This is a genomic window from Cellulomonas sp. P2_B4 (genome assembly GCF_056404795.1).
In genome coordinates this window covers 68,258-81,784 of record NZ_JBFUDI010000010.1, presented here as the reverse complement: position 1 = coordinate 81,784, position 13,527 = coordinate 68,258, and the positions used below count along the sequence as shown (strand labels likewise).

The 13,527-nt window shown below is 73.6% G+C and carries 13 protein-coding genes and 1 pseudogene; 10 read left to right on the top strand and 4 right to left on the bottom strand.

The annotated features are described in order from the left end of the window. Positions 1 to 88 precede the first annotated feature (88 nt). From AC1DZC_RS16210 to ispF, 3 genes are read left to right on the top strand one after another with little or no spacing between them, the layout of a single operon-like run. On the top strand, positions 89 to 571 hold the full coding sequence (locus AC1DZC_RS16210; protein ID WP_028046210.1) for a CarD family transcriptional regulator: 483 nt from the start codon (positions 89 to 91) through the stop codon (positions 569 to 571). Positions 572 to 577: 6 nt separating this feature from the next. Further along, on the top strand, positions 578 to 1,309 hold the full coding sequence (gene ispD, locus AC1DZC_RS16205; protein WP_477043976.1) for a 2-C-methyl-D-erythritol 4-phosphate cytidylyltransferase: 732 nt from the start codon (positions 578 to 580) through the stop codon (positions 1,307 to 1,309). Further along, positions 1,306 to 1,800, top strand: a complete 495-nt coding sequence (gene ispF / locus AC1DZC_RS16200; RefSeq protein ID WP_477043975.1) for a 2-C-methyl-D-erythritol 2,4-cyclodiphosphate synthase — start codon at positions 1,306 to 1,308, stop codon at positions 1,798 to 1,800. The genes ispD and ispF overlap by 4 nt, the downstream gene beginning before the upstream one ends. A 167-nt stretch (positions 1,801 to 1,967) precedes the next feature. Here the strand turns inward: ispF and AC1DZC_RS16195 are convergent. Next, positions 1,968 to 2,771: pseudogene (locus AC1DZC_RS16195) on the bottom strand (EamA family transporter); the annotation flags it as partial. 72 nt (positions 2,772 to 2,843) lie between these two features. Here AC1DZC_RS16195 and AC1DZC_RS16190 point away from each other — a divergent pair. Together AC1DZC_RS16190 and AC1DZC_RS16185 are read left to right on the top strand one after the other, a co-directional pair. Further along, entirely contained in the window at positions 2,844 to 3,743 is a 900-nt protein-coding gene (locus AC1DZC_RS16190) for a LysR family transcriptional regulator (RefSeq protein WP_477043974.1), read from the top strand. A gap of 214 nt (positions 3,744 to 3,957) precedes the next feature. Continuing rightward, entirely contained in the window at positions 3,958 to 4,170 is a 213-nt protein-coding gene (locus AC1DZC_RS16185) for a hypothetical protein (RefSeq protein ID WP_477043973.1), read from the top strand. A gap of 20 nt (positions 4,171 to 4,190) precedes the next feature. On the opposite strand, the gene AC1DZC_RS16180 is transcribed toward AC1DZC_RS16185, so the two are convergent. Next, entirely contained in the window at positions 4,191 to 5,141 is a 951-nt protein-coding gene (locus AC1DZC_RS16180; protein ID WP_477043972.1) for an NADP-dependent oxidoreductase, read from the bottom strand. A 57-nt stretch (positions 5,142 to 5,198) separates the two neighbouring features. Beyond that, positions 5,199 to 6,533: a D-arabinono-1,4-lactone oxidase gene (locus tag AC1DZC_RS16175; RefSeq protein ID WP_477043971.1), complete on the bottom strand. Its 1,335-nt coding sequence runs from the start codon at positions 6,531 to 6,533 to the stop codon at positions 5,199 to 5,201. Between the two features lie 158 nt (positions 6,534 to 6,691). Between AC1DZC_RS16175 and AC1DZC_RS16170 the strand changes: the two genes are divergently transcribed. The 5 genes from AC1DZC_RS16170 to rlmB all read left to right on the top strand — a co-directional run bounded on the left by AC1DZC_RS16170 (position 6,692) and on the right by rlmB (position 12,322). Further along, a complete protein-coding gene (locus AC1DZC_RS16170; protein WP_477039725.1) occupies positions 6,692 to 7,342 on the top strand; it encodes a TetR/AcrR family transcriptional regulator in 651 nt (216 codons plus the stop codon). Continuing rightward, a complete protein-coding gene (locus tag AC1DZC_RS16165) occupies positions 7,339 to 8,553 on the top strand; it encodes an MFS transporter (RefSeq protein ID WP_477043970.1) in 1,215 nt (404 codons plus the stop codon). The genes AC1DZC_RS16170 and AC1DZC_RS16165 overlap by 4 nt, the downstream gene beginning before the upstream one ends. Further along, positions 8,550 to 9,728, top strand: a complete 1,179-nt coding sequence (locus AC1DZC_RS16160) for an alanine racemase (RefSeq protein WP_477039727.1) — start codon at positions 8,550 to 8,552, stop codon at positions 9,726 to 9,728. The genes AC1DZC_RS16165 and AC1DZC_RS16160 overlap by 4 nt, the downstream gene beginning before the upstream one ends. 104 nt (positions 9,729 to 9,832) lie before the next feature. Beyond that, the gene (cysS, locus tag AC1DZC_RS16155) at positions 9,833 to 11,272 is read left to right on the top strand and encodes a cysteine--tRNA ligase (RefSeq protein ID WP_477043969.1); all 1,440 of its coding nucleotides are present in this window, start codon (positions 9,833 to 9,835) and stop codon (positions 11,270 to 11,272) included. A 42-nt stretch (positions 11,273 to 11,314) separates the two neighbouring features. Continuing rightward, positions 11,315 to 12,322: a 23S rRNA (guanosine(2251)-2'-O)-methyltransferase RlmB gene (rlmB, locus tag AC1DZC_RS16150; RefSeq protein WP_477043968.1), complete on the top strand. Its 1,008-nt coding sequence runs from the start codon at positions 11,315 to 11,317 to the stop codon at positions 12,320 to 12,322. A gap of 153 nt (positions 12,323 to 12,475) precedes the next feature. Here rlmB and AC1DZC_RS16145 read toward each other — a convergent pair whose 3' ends face one another. Then, complete coding sequence (locus AC1DZC_RS16145; RefSeq protein ID WP_477043967.1) at positions 12,476 to 13,417, bottom strand: type IV toxin-antitoxin system AbiEi family antitoxin domain-containing protein; 942 nt, start codon at positions 13,415 to 13,417, stop codon at positions 12,476 to 12,478. Between the last annotated feature and the right edge of the window lie 110 nt (positions 13,418 to 13,527).

Sequence of the window (13,527 nt, the reverse complement as noted above, 5' to 3'; positions counted from 1 at the left end):
CGTGACCTGCGGCGACGGGGTACTACGTCCGGTAAAGACCGGATTTCCGCGTGATAAGATACCCCTCTGCGAAAGGGGACACCTGCAGATGACTTTCACTGTTGGGGAGACCGTTGTCTACCCGCACCACGGTGCGGCATTGATCGAAGAGATCAAGACCAGGACCATCCGCGGAGAGGACAAGCTCTACCTCAAGCTCAAGGTCGCTCAGGGAGATCTCACCATCGAGGTCCCCGCTGAGAACGTCGACCTGGTGGGCGTTCGTGACGTCGTCGGGCAGGAAGGTCTGGACCGCGTGTTCGAGGTGCTCCGCGCCCCGTACACCGAAGAGCCGACCAACTGGTCCCGCCGCTACAAGGCAAACCTCGAGAAGCTCGCGTCGGGCGACGTCATCAAGGTGGCCGAGGTCGTCCGCGACCTGTCCCGCCGTGACGCCGACCGTGGCCTGTCCGCGGGCGAGAAGCGCATGCTCGCCAAGGCCCGCCAGATCCTCGTCTCGGAGCTCGCACTTGCCGAGCACACCGAGGAGGAGAAGGCCGAAGCGATCCTCGACGAGGTCCTGGCGTCCTGACGCCAGGTGACCGTCGTTGCTGTCCTGACTGCCGCCGGGAGCGGTAGCAGGTTGGGTCATCCCCTCCCGAAGGCACTGGTGCCGCTGGGGGGTCAGTCGCTCGTCGTGCACGCCGCCAGGAACCTCCTGGCGGCACGCGCGGCGGGCGATCAGCATGTCCGGGCGCTGGTGGTCACCGCGCCCGCTGAGCACGTGTCCGCGGTCCGCGAGGCCCTGACCGGGCTGGACGTGCAGGTCGTCGCCGGTGGGCCCACGCGGCAGGCGTCCGTGGCGGCCGGGCTGGCGGCGCTGACGTCGCTCGTCGAGCAGACCTCCGACGAGGTCTCCGTGGTGCTCGTGCACGACGCCGCACGCCCGCTGGCGCCGCCGTCGCTGATCGCGCGCGTGATCGACGCGGTCCTCGACGGGCATGCCGCCGTCGTGCCCGGGCTGCCCGTCACCGACACGATCAAGCGGGTGTCGGCGGGCGGCTCGGTCGAGCCCGTGCTCGAGACCGTCCCGCGCGCCGACCTGCGGGCCGTGCAGACGCCGCAGGGGTTCTCGGCGGAGCTGCTGCGGCGGGCGCACGAGACGTTCGCTTCCGACGCCCTCGACGAGTCGACCTCCGCGTCCGACGACGCCGGTCTGGTCGAGCGTCTCGGGGAACGGGTCTGGGTCGTCGCCGGCGACGAGCGGGCCGCCAAGATCACCACGCCGCGCGATCTCGCCGTGGCGACGCTGCTGCTGGAGGACCGATGAGCGCCGCCCTGCCCCGCACCGGGATCGGGATCGACGTGCACGCCTACGCGGCCGACCCCGCCGAGGGTGCCGTGCTGCACCTCGCCGGGCTGGTGTGGCCCGGGGAGCGGCCGCTGGAGGGCCACTCCGACGCCGACGTCGCCGCGCACGCCTGCGCGGACGCGCTCCTGTCCGCCGCGGGTCTGGGGGACCTCGGGTCGAACTTCGGCACGTCCGAGCCGCAGTGGGCCGGCGCGGCCGGTGCCGTCCTCCTGGCCGAGGCGGCCTCGCGCGTGCGCGCCGCGGGGTTCGTCGTCGGGAACGTCGCCGTGCAGGTGATCGGGAACCGGCCGAAGATCGGTCAGCGCCGCGCCGAGGCCGAGGCGGCGCTCTCGGAGGCCGCCGGGGCGCCCGTGAGCGTGTCCGCCACGACGACCGACGGGCTCGGGCTGACCGGCCGCGGGGAGGGCGTCGCGGCGATCGCCACGGCGCTGGTGGTCGCGGCCGACTGAGCCGCGCGGTTCGTCCTCGCGACGGACTCCTTCGCGTCGGCCGGTGGTGCGATCCGCTGGTCCGCGTCGTTCGTCGCGACGGCCTTGCGCCGGGACCGCGTGCTGCCCAGCAGGACGCCGCCCAGCACGAGGGCGCCCCAGGCCAGCTCGATGACGCTCGTGCGCTCACGCAGCAGGAACCACGAGGCGGCGATGCCGGCGACGGGGACGAGCATGGAGAACGGGGCGACGGTGCTGGACGGGTGCCGTCCCATCAGGCCGGTCCAGAGCATGCCGCCGCACAGGGTCGCGACGAGGACGGTGTAGGCCAGCCCGGCGAGCGCGAGCAGGCCCTGGGTGCTCGTCAGACCGGTGAACGAGTCGCCGATCGCGGCCGGCCCCTCGATGAGCAGCGACAGCGCCAGCATCGGCAGCGGCGGCACGACCGACATCCACAGCAGCAAACGAACGGGCTCGTGCGGGCTGGCCTGCATGGCCTTGCGGCTGCCCAGGTTGCCGATCGCCCAGCCCAGGCCGCCCGCGAGCGTGAGCAGCACCGGGACCAGCGTGGCGCCGCCGTTCAGGCCCGCCCGGTGCGCCGCGATGCCGCCCAGACCCGCCACGGCGAGCAGGATGCCGACACCCTGCCGGGCCGTCAGCCGCTCCCGCAGGAACGTCGCCGCCAGGACGACCGTGAACGGTGCCGACGACTGCAGCACCAGCGACGCGAGCCCCGTCGGCATCCCGTTGGCCATCGCCAGGTAGAGGAACACGAACTGCAGGACGCCGAACCCGGTCCCGTACAGCAGGATCCAGCGCCAGGGCGCCGACGGGCGGGGAACCAGCAGCAGGGTCGGGACCGCGAGCAGGGCGAACCGGAACGCCACGAGGAAGAACGGCGGGAACTGCTGCAGCGACACGTGGATGGCGGTGAAGTTCAGGCCCCAGAGCACGGCGACCAGTGCGGCGAGCAGGCGGTCCCGGGTGGTCATGCGACGAGTGTGTGTCCGGGCTTTCGTTCAGCACCAGCGAAAGATATTTATCCGACGATGTAGCGTGCCTACATGGATGCTCGCGCGCTCGAGACGCTCCGCACGGTCGGGTCGCAGGGCGGCGTGACCGCCGCGGCGGCCGTCCTGCACCTCACGCCGTCCGCGGTGTCGCAGCAGGTGGCCGTGCTGCAGCGCGAGGCCGGGGTGCCCCTCACCGAGCGGGTCGGGCGCGGGCTCCGGCTGACCCCCGCGGGGGAGGCTCTGGCCGCGGCCGCCGTGGACGTCGCAGTGGCCCTGGAACGCGCCCAGGCGGCCTGTGACGCCTTCCGGGAGCGCCCCGAGGGCATCGTGAGGGTGTCGGCGTTCCAGAGCGGCGCAGAGCTGCTCCTGCCCGGGCTGCTGACCCGCGTGGGGCTGCTCGACGGCATCACGCTGGAGTGCACCGACGAGGACGTGGCCCAGGAGGACTTCGCGGCGCTCACCGACCGGATCGACATCGTCGTCGCCCACCGGCCCGAGGACGCGCCCGACTGGCCGGGCGTGCAGGTGGTGCCGTTGCTGCGCGAGCCGCTCGACGTCGCCGTGCCGCTCGACCACCCGCTCGCGTCGCGCGCATCCGTCCACCCGACCGACCTGGCCGACGCCTCGTGGATCTCGGTGCGCGTCGGCTTCCCGATCGCCTCGCTGGTCACCGAGGTCGCCGGCCGGGCCGGGACGGCGCGGCGCATCGTGCACCGGGTCAACGACTTCCACGTGGTCGAGGCGCTCGTCGGCGCCGGGCACGGCATCTCGCTCCTGCCGCGCTACACGTTCGGCGGCAGCACGCGGATCCGGCTCGTCCCGCTGGAGGGCGTGCGGGCCGGCCGCCGGATCGACGCCCTCCTGCGTCGCGACCGCGCCGAGCGCCTCGTCGTCCGCCGCGTCCTGCACGAGCTCCGGTCCCTCGCCGCGCAGATCGCCCCGCCGGGCTGACCGACGTCGCGCGTGACGATGCACGAGTCCTGACCTGCGCACCCGCCCCGCGACCGTTCGGCACCGGCGCGCGGACGCGTCGCGATCGGGGCCTGCGGCCGTTCGGGGCGTTCCGAGGGGGTGTCGCTCGTTCGGGGTCGCGTCCGGGTGACCGTCGGGTGAGGTCCGGGTCTGCAGGCTGGCGTCCGATTCGGACGAAAGGTACGTTCCTGCCGTGACCCAGACCGCCGACGCTCCCACGCAGCAGCTGCCCGTCGTGCGCGCGGCGGGCACCCCGGGCGGACAGCGGTTCGACGACCCCCGCGGGTTCCTCCCGCTCGACGTCCTCGAGGCCACGCGTGCGGGCCTGATGGGCCTCGACGACCACGCCCCACGCCAGCTCACGGGCACCGCGCCCCCGGTCCCGGTGCTGACCCGCACGGTCTGACCGGTCGGCACGGTACGGCGTCAGGGCAGCAGGACCAGCTTCCCGTTGGCGTGGCCGGTCATGCCCTCGGCGTGGGCCTTGGCGGCGTCCTCGAGCGCGTAGGTCTGCGCGACCCGCACGTCGAGGGACCCGTCGGACGCCAGCTCCGCCAGCTGCGCGCGGGCGGCCTCCCGGACGAGAGTCCCCGGGTCGGCGCCCGGGCCCCCACCCAGCGCCCGGATGCCCAGCTCGCCGGCCCGCCGGAACCCCGCGATCGTCGCGACGCGCTGCCGGTCCTCGACGACGGCGACGGAGGTGTCGAGCGCCTCGTCGGTGCCGACGGTGTCGATCGCGACGGTGATCGGCCCGGTGGTCCGGACCGCGTCGTCCAGCCGGTCGAGCAGCCCGTCCCCGTAGGCCACCGGGATCGCGCCGAGGGCGCGCAGGTCGTCGTGGTGGCGCGGGGACGCGGTCGCTATCACCTGGGCCCCGCGCAGGACGGCCAGCTGCACGACCATCCGCCCGACGCCCCCGGACCCGCCGTGCACGAGGACGACGTCGCCGTCGTGGGTGCCGGTCGCGGACAGGGTGTGGACCGCGGTGGCGCCGGTGAGCAGGAGACCGGAGGCGGGAGCCCAGTCGAGGTTGGGCGGCCGGCGGACGGTCACCTGCTCCGAGACGACGATCCGGTCGGCGTAGCCGCCGTCGACGCGCCACGCGATGACCTCGTCGCCCGGCGAGAGCCACCGGACGGACGGACCGACGGCGCTCACGACGCCGGACACCTCGTAGCCGAGCCGCATCGGGAGCCGGCTGGGGTCGGCGCTGCCCCCGCCCGAGTACCGCTTCCAGTCGATCGCGTTGACGGCTGCGGCGCGGACGTCGATGAGGACGTTCCCGGGACCGGGTTCTGCGGTGTCCACCTCGACGACGCGGAGGACCTCGGGCCCGCCGAACGCTGTTGCGACGACGGCTCTGCTGCTGACTGCCACGGGCTCAGAGTGCACCCGTGCGCGGCCGTTGACCAGGGTGTGCGCCCTGTGAGGGCTTTACGCGCCGAAGAGGCGGGACAGGTACGGGTTGCTGAACACGCCGTCCGGGTCGGCCTGTTGCCGGACTCGCTGCGCGTCGGCGAACCGGGGGTACAGCTGGCTGAGGCGGTCGGCCTCGAGCCAGTGCATCTTGCCCCAGTGCGGACGGCCCCCGACGGCGGCGACGATCTGCTCGACCGCACGGAAGTACGTCTCGAACGGCAGGCGGATGTACTGGTGCACGGCGATGTAGGCGGTCTCGCGGCCGTGCGCCGTGGACAGCCACAGGTCGTCGGCGGCGGCGAACCGGATCTCGACGGGGAACGGGACGCGCTCGCCCGAGGCCTCGAGCCAGCGGTCGATCTCGGTCAGCACCGGGACGAGCTGGTCGCGGGGGATCGCGTACTCCATCTCGCGGAAGCGCACGCGGCGGGGGCTGACGAAGACCTCGGGCGCGGGGGCGACGAAGCGGCGCGAGCTCAGCGCGCGGGCGGACAGGCCGTTGATGCCGGCCGTCGTCCGCGGCGCGATCGTCGCGAGCGCGTTGACCGCGGCGAACAGGCCGTTCGACATCAGCTCGTCCTCGATCCAGCCGCGGACCGGGTTCAGCGGCCGCTCGACCTCGTCGGGAACCCTGTTGTTGCGCTTGGTGAGGGTGCGGCGCGTGTGCGGGAACCAGTAGAACTCGAAGTGGTCGTTGCCCTCGACGAGTCCGTCGGGTCCGTCGAGGCGCTCGAGCACGCGGTCCAGGGGCCAGGGTTCCTCGACGGCCTCGAGCTTGAACGCGGGGACGACCTCGAGGGTGACCGCGGAGAGCACGCCGACGCTGCCCAGGCCGAGGCGGGCCAGCTCGAACAGCTCGGGGTTCTGCTCGGGGCAGGTCTCGAGAACCTCACCCTTGGCCGTGACGATGCGGGCGCCGACGACCTGCGTCGCGAGGCCCCCGAGACGGGCGCCGGTGCCGTGCGTGCCGGTCGAGATCGCGCCGGCGACCGACTGCTTGTCGATGTCGCCGAGGTTCCGCATGCCCAGGCCGCGGGCAGCCAGCTCGGCGTTCAGGGCGCCGAGGCGGATGCCCGCGCCGACCGTGACGTGTGTCGTGCCATCGATCTGGGGCGCGACACGCTCGAACGCGTTCAGCCGATCGAGGTGCAGGTGCATGCCGTCCGACGCGGCCACGGGGGTGAAAGAGTGCCCGGCGCCCACCGCCCGCACCTGCAGACCCTCGTCTGCCCCGCTCCGTACGGTTTCGACCAGTTCGTCCTGGTCAGCGGGGTAGACCACGCGCTGAGGGGTCGCCGACGCGGTGCGCGACCAGTTGCGCCACGCCACGGAGCCGGACGGGTGTCCCATGGAATAGAGGGTCCTATTGGTCAACTGTCCAAGTCAAGTGCGCCCGGTCCTTGACTATCGTCACGGTGGGTATTGAAACTGTGCACTGGGGAGGCGTCGGCCTCACCCGCCGGTGTTGCGCCAACCGGTGGGGCCGCCGTTCGAGGGAGGGGACCTTCGTGAATCGTTTGCCTGTCGCTGAAAGACGTGAGCAGCTCATCGAGGCTGCACTCGCGGTCGCGAGCCGGGACGGCATCGACGCCGCCACCGTGCGGGCGGTCGCGGCCGAGGCCGGCGTGTCGTTGGGCGTCGTGCACTACTGCTTCCAGGACAAGGACGAGCTGCTGCGCGCGATGGCGCACGCCATCACGTCGGCCAACCTCCAGCGCAGCCTGGGCGAGCTCCCGCCGGAGGCCGGGGTCGCGGACATCATCGACGGCACCATCGACGCGCTCTGGGACGGCATCAAGGACTCGAGGGGTTCGCAGCTGCTGAGCTACGAGCTCACGACCTCCTCGCTGCGCCACCCGGAGCTCAACCAGGTCGCGATCGAGCAGTACCGGGGCCAGTGGGCCGCCGCGGAGCAGGTCCTGCGGGGCGTCGAGCAGGGAGCCGGCGTGACCTTCACGGTCCCGCTCGAGACCCTCGCGCGCACGGTCGTCGCGGTCGTCGACGGCTACTCGCTGGCCTGGCTGGTCGACGGCGACGAGGAGAAGGCCCGCGAGGGCATGCACGGCTTCGGCAAGTTCCTGCTCTCCATGACCGTCGCCAACCCCTCCGGCGACCTGGACGAGCTGCTGACGACCGGCGACGAGGCACTGCCCGCGTGAGCGCTGTCGTCCCGGCGGCGGCCGGAGCGGACCGCCGGGCGCGCGTCGCCGTGTCCCTCGGCTTCGGCGCCCAGGGATTCGTCCTCCTCCTGATCCTGCTGAGCCTGGACTCGTTCAAGACGCGGTACGGCGTCGACGACGGCGCGATCACGCTCGCCGTGCTCGGCGTCCTGCTCGCCGCGGCCGCAGGAACCTTCGTCGCCGACACGGTGAGCCGGCGCGGCGGCAGCCGCGTCGCGCTCACCGCGGGTCTGGTCGGGATCGGCGTGATCGTGCCGATCATCGCGGTCGTGCCCACGTTCGCCCTGGTCGTCGTGGCGTTCGTCGTCTACGGGCTGTCGCTCGGCATGGTCGACGCCTCGCTCAACATGCAGGCCATCGCGGTGCAGCGCGCCTACGGCCGACCGCTGACCTCGGGCTTCTACGCGTCGTGGTCCGCGGGAGCCGTCCTGGCGTCGTTCGCCGTCGCCGCGTCCGTGGCAGCGGACCTCCCGCTCGAGCCCGTGCATGTGCTGTTCCTGCTCGCCGCGCCGGTGGCCTGGGTCGCGGCGGCGCTGGCGATGCGCGACGGGGCACGGACGCAGGATGCGCCCCTGGCGGGCGCCGACGACCCGCCGCGGGCGCACGTGCCCTGGGGTCCGATGCTCGTGCTGGCCGTCGCCGTCGTCGCGTACTTCGCGGTCGACAACGCGACGCAGACCTGGGGAACCATCTACCTGCTCGACGCGCTCGACGCGGCCGACTGGGTCGCGCCGCTCGTCATCGCGCCGTACCTGGGCGCGACGCTCGCGTCCCGGCTCGTCGGCGACTCGGCCGTGCGGCGCTGGGGCCGCGTCCGCGTCGTCCGAGTCTCGTCGCTCGTCGGCGCCGCCGGTCTGCTCCTGGTCATCACGGCACCCGGGGTCGTGGCGGCGACGATCGGCTTCGCGGTCGCCGGCGCCGGGCTCGGGCTCATCGCGCCGCTGTGCTTCTCCGCGGCCGGCGCCCTCGCGCCCGACCACGCCGACGCCGTCATCGCCCGGCTCAACGTCTTCAACTACGTCGGGACGCTGCTCGGGGCCGTCATGGTCGGCGCGATCGGGAACGCCACGTCGTTCCGGATCGGCTTCCTCGTCCCCGTCGCGCTGGTCGTCACCGTGGCCGCCCTCGCGGGCCGGTTCGCGACGCCCGCCGCCCGACGCCCACCTACGCCTGAGGAGGTGCCCGCGTGAAGCTGGGCGACCGGCTCGACACCGCCACCCGAGGACTGCCCGCACCGCTGGCAGTCGTCGACCTCGATGCTCTCGACGCCAACGCGACCGACCTGGTGCGGCGCGCGGCCGGCACGCCCATCCGCGTCGCCAGCAAGTCCGTGCGTGTCCGCGCCGTCCTGCAGCGCGTGCTCGCCCGCGACGGCTTCGCGGGCGTCATGGCGTACTCGCTGCGGGAGGCGCTCTGGCTCGTCTCGCAGGGTGTCGACGACGTCCTGATGGGCTACCCGACCGTCGACACCGACGCCATGGACAAGCTCGCGGCCGACCCCGCCGCGGTCGCCGCCGTCACGCTCATGGTCGACGACCTCGCGCAGGTAGACCTCGCGGCCCGCTCGGCGTCCGCGCACGGCGTCACGATCCGGCTCTGCCTGGACGTCGACGCGTCGCTGCGCGTCAAGATCGGCCCGCTGGCCGCGCACCTCGGCGTGCGTCGCTCGCCGGTTCACTCGGCGGCCGACGCCGGGGCGCTCGCCCGCGCGATCGCCGCTCGTCCGGGCGTCGACGTGGTCGGCGTCATGTTCTACGAGGCCCAGGTGGCCGGTCTGCCCGACTCCAGCGCGGCGGTCCGCGCGGTCAAGCGCCTGTCGATCGCGGACCTGGCCTCCCGCCGTGCCGCCGTCGTCGCCGCGGTGCAGGACGGCGTCGGGCACGAGCTCTCCCTGGTGAACAGCGGCGGCTCCGGCTCCGTCGCGAGCAGCGCCGCCGACCCGGCCGTCACCGAGGTCACGGCCGGCTCGGGCCTGTTCGTGCCCACCCTGTTCGACTCCTACCGGTCGTTCACGCCTCGCCCTGCCGCGTTCTTCGGGCTCGACGTGGTCCGCATCCCTGCCGCGGGCTTCGCGACGGTGTTCGGTGGCGGCTACATCGCGTCCGGCCCGTCGACGAAGTCCCGCCAGCCGCGTCCGGTCTGGCCCGGCGGGCTGTCGCTGACCAGCCGCGAGGGCGCCGGCGAGGTGCAGACGCCGCTGCGCCTGTCCGGCGGCGCCGACCTGCGCGTCGGCGACCGCGTCTGGTTCCGGCACGCCAAGTCGGGCGAGGTCATGGAGCGCTTCGAGTCGGTGCACCTGGTCCGGGACACCACCATCGAGGCCACCGTCCCCACGTACCGCGGCGAGTCCCACACCTTCGGCTGACCGCCCCGGCCCGCACTCGTCGGGCCGACGACGAGCGCGAACGCGGACGTCGGGGATCCCCGGCGGGCGCGGGGCGGGGCGCTGCGCCCGGTAGCCTTGCCCGCGTGACCCTGCGCCTCTTCGACACCGCGACCCGGACGGTGCGTGACTTCGTACCGCTCGTTCCCGGCGAGGTGGGCGTGTACCTGTGTGGCGCGACCGTGCAGTCGGCGCCGCACATCGGCCACCTGCGGTCGGCGGTCGCCTTCGACGTGCTCGTCCGCTGGCTGCGCCGGTCGGGCAACAGGGTCACGCTCATCCGCAACGTCACCGACATCGACGACAAGATCCTCGCGAAGGCCGCCGACGCGGGCGAGGCGTGGTGGGCCTGGGCGATGCTCAACGAGCGCGCGTTCAGCGAGGCCTACGACGCCCTCGGGGTCCTGCCGCCCAGCTACGAGCCGCGGGCGACCGGGCACGTGCCCGCGATGATCGAGCTGATGGTGCGGCTCGTCGAGAAGGGCCATGCCTACACGACGAGCCCCGGCGACGTGTGGTTCGACGTCCGCAGCTACGGCGACTACGGCGCGCTGACCAACCAGCGCGTGGACGACATGATCCCGGCGCCGGACGGCACGGTCGACGACGACGCCAAGCGCGACCCGCGCGACTTCGCCCTCTGGAAGGCCGCGAAGCCGGGGGAGCCCGACACGGCGAGCTGGGACACCCCGTTCGGCCGCGGCCGGCCGGGCTGGCACCTGGAGTGCTCCGCCATGGCGCAGCGCTACCTGGGCGAGACGTTCGACATCCACGGCGGCGGCCTGGACCTGCGGTTCCCGCACCACGAGAACGAGCAGGCGCAGTCGCGCGCGGCCGGGTACGGGTTCGCGCGGTACTGGCTGCACAACGGCTGGGTCACGCAGGGCGGCGCCAAGATGAGCAAGTCGCTCGGCAACGGCCTGCTGGTCACCGCGGTGCTGGCCAAGGAGCGCGCGTCGGTCCTGCGGTACGCGATGACCGCCGTCCAGTACAGCTCCATGCTCGAGTGGTCCGACGACACCCTGCGCGAGGCCGAGGCGACGTGGGACCGGCTCGCGGGGTTCGTCGAGCGGGCCGCCGAGAAGGTCGGTGTGGCCGACGACGCCGAGGTGGCGTCCGCGAAGCTGCCCGACGACTTCGTCGCCGCGATGGACGACGACCTCAACGTCCCGGCCGCGCTCGCGGTCGTGCACGAGCACCTGCGCACCGGCAACTCCGCGCTCGCGCGCGGGGACGCCGCCGAGGCGCGTGAGTCGATGGTCGTGCTCCGCGCGATGCTCGACGTGCTCGGCCTCGACCCGGCCGGCGAGCACTGGCGTGCCACGACGGGCGACGAGCGCTACGTGCACGCCCTGGAGTCGGTGGTCGCCTCCGAGCTCGAGGCCCGCGCGCAGGCCCGCGCCGCCCGCGACTTCGCCACGTCCGACGCGATCCGGGACCGCCTCGCCGCGGCCGGGGTCGTCGTCGAGGATTCATCTTCCGGGGCGCGCTGGTCGCTGGCCGCGCGCACCGACGTCGACGGCTGACACCAGCCGGACCCCACACGCTTCAGAACAAAGGAACACAGCATGGCTGGCAACTCCTCCCGCCGCGGGGCCACCCGCAAGGCAGGATCCAAGAAGACCGCGAGCGCGGGCACCGGCGGCAAGAACCGCCGCTCGCTCGAGGGTCGCGGCCCGACGCCCAAGGCCGAGGACCGCGAGTACCACCCGGCGCACAAGGCGAAGATCGCGGCCGAGCGCCGCGCGGTCGCCGGGACGCGCGGGACCTCCGGGCGGCAGGCGGCGGGGGCGTCGCGCAGCGCGGCCGGCTCCAAGGGCGGGCGCAAGAGCTCGACCCACGAGATCGTGTCCGGCCGCAACAGCGTGGTCGAGGCGCTGCGCGCGGGCATCCCGGTGTCGACGGTGTACATCGCCTCGCGCCTGGAGGCCGACGACCGCACGCGCGAGATCATCGCTGCGGCAGGCAACTCGAACTACCCGCTGCTCGAGGTCAGCCGCTCCGAGCTCGACCGCCTGACCGACGGCTCCGTCCACCAGGGCGTCGCCATCCAGGTCCCCCCCTACGAGTACGCCGACGACGACGACCTGCTCGACGCGGCCGCGGAGTCGGACCGTGCGGCGCTGATCGTCGCGCTCGACGGCGTGACCGACCCGCGCAACCTCGGCGCGGTCCTGCGGTCCGCGGGCGCGTTCGGAGCGCACGGCGTGCTGGTGCCGGAGCGGCGTGCCGCCGGCGTCACCGCGTCCGCGTGGAAGGTCTCCGCCGGTGCCGCGGCACGCGTGCCGGTCGCCCGCGTGACCAACCTCGTGCGCACCCTGCAGGGGCTCAAGCAGGCCGGCGTGTTCGTCGTCGGGCTGGACGGCGGCGGCGACACCACGATCACCGAGCTGCCCTACGCGACCGACCCGCTCGTGCTCGTCGTCGGCTCCGAGGGCAAGGGCCTGTCCCGCCTGGTGCGCGAGCAGTGCGACGCCATCGCCTCGATCCCGATCACGTCCGCGGTCGAGTCGCTCAACGCCGGCGTCGCCGCGGGCATCGCCCTCTACGAGGTCGCCCGCCAGCGCGCAGTCTGACGCCGCGGTCGGCGGCCGCACCGCCGCTGGCCCGCCGCGGACGTGCCGCACGGCCGCAGGCCCGCCGGAATCGCCGACGGCGCCCGAAATGCGCGACGGCGCCAGCCACACGGGGCGCCGTCGCAGGCCCGGGGCGCCGTCGGCGGGTGCGCTTCAGCGGGTGGCCGTCAGGCCGGCCGTGGCCAGGTGGGCGGCGAAGCGGTCGCGGTCGAGTGCGACGTCCCAGGTCCAGCGGACCATCCTCGCGCCGCCCGCGCGTAGTCGATCCTCCCGGAGCTTCTCGGCCCAGAGCCGCTCCTCGAGTGCTCGGCGGTCCTCGACGCCGTCGACGCGGTACTTGATCCGCCCGTCGAACTCTCCGATCAGGCGCAGGTGGCGCCACCAGAAGTCCACCCGTCCGACGGGACCTCGAACGTCCTTCAGTGGCTGCTGAAGAGTCGGGAGCGGGATGCCGATCTCGATCATCCGGCCGCGGCTCAGGGACTCGCCCGTCGACTCGGCCAATCCCGACGCGTGCTCGAGGACCCGCCGCGCCGCTCGAGCTCCGCGCCTGGTGCCGAGCTCGTCGAGCGCTGCCGCGAGATCGGCGTGGGTGGTGAGCTGGTGGTGCAGGGCGTGGTCGGCGGCAGCGAGACCGGTCACGAACGTGGAGGTCCGCGCGAGGTCGACGACCGTCCTGGCCKGCCCGGTGACCAGCAGCCCGTCGACCTGGACGGCGGGCACCTCGTTCGTCGAGTCGCGGCGGACGACTCCCGGCTTCGACCGTCCGCCACCGCGTCGCTGAGTCGCGACCTCGATCGACGACGGCCAGGCGCCGACCCGCGGGAGGCCCCAGACCGCCGCCGCCGACGCGTGCGAGAACACCGCGCCGGGCATCTCCTGGGCCGCCGCGCGGACCCGAAGGAGATGCCGCTCGCCCGGTGCCGCCGACCGCCAGCGGGCTGCGCCGACGTAGCAGCCGCGGCGGACCCTGACGACGACGTCATGGGCGACCTCGTGCGCGAGCCGACCGTGGGTGAGCCCTGCGGCCAGGGCGTCCTGTGTCGTGAACACCCCACGACCGACCAACCCGTCCAGCTCGTCCGCTCGGTCCACCGCACGAGCCTGCCACCGCGCTCGGATGCGTATCGCGTCCCGTCCACAGGGCGCGCCGACGGCGCCCGGTAGACGCGACGGCGCCACAAGCACGGGGCGCCGTCGCGTCC